Here is a 201-nt window from a genome sequence, read left to right as displayed (position 1 = left end):
CGCGTCGCCCTCACGCTGCTGCACCTCGCGCGTCTCATCGACGAGGCGGGTCTGCCCGAGGGGGCGGTGAGCGTGCTGCCGATGGACATCGAGGTCGGCGATTCTCTCGTCACCGATCCCCGGTTCAAGCTGCTGTCGTTCACGGGCTCGGCACGCGTCGGGTGGGACATGCGCGCGCGCGCCGGCTCCAAGAACGTGGTG

At 70.1% G+C, this 201-nt stretch carries 1 protein-coding gene; it reads left to right on the top strand.

From position 1 onward, the window contains the following. Positions 1-201: aldehyde dehydrogenase family protein (locus FJ658_RS14955; RefSeq protein WP_141146201.1), on the top strand; the 201-nt coding region annotated here is incomplete at both ends.

This window comes from Schumannella sp. 10F1B-5-1 (genome assembly GCF_006517535.1).
GTDB lineage: Bacteria > Actinomycetota > Actinomycetes > Actinomycetales > Microbacteriaceae > Schumannella.
This window is presented reverse-complemented; position numbering and strand designations above follow the sequence as displayed.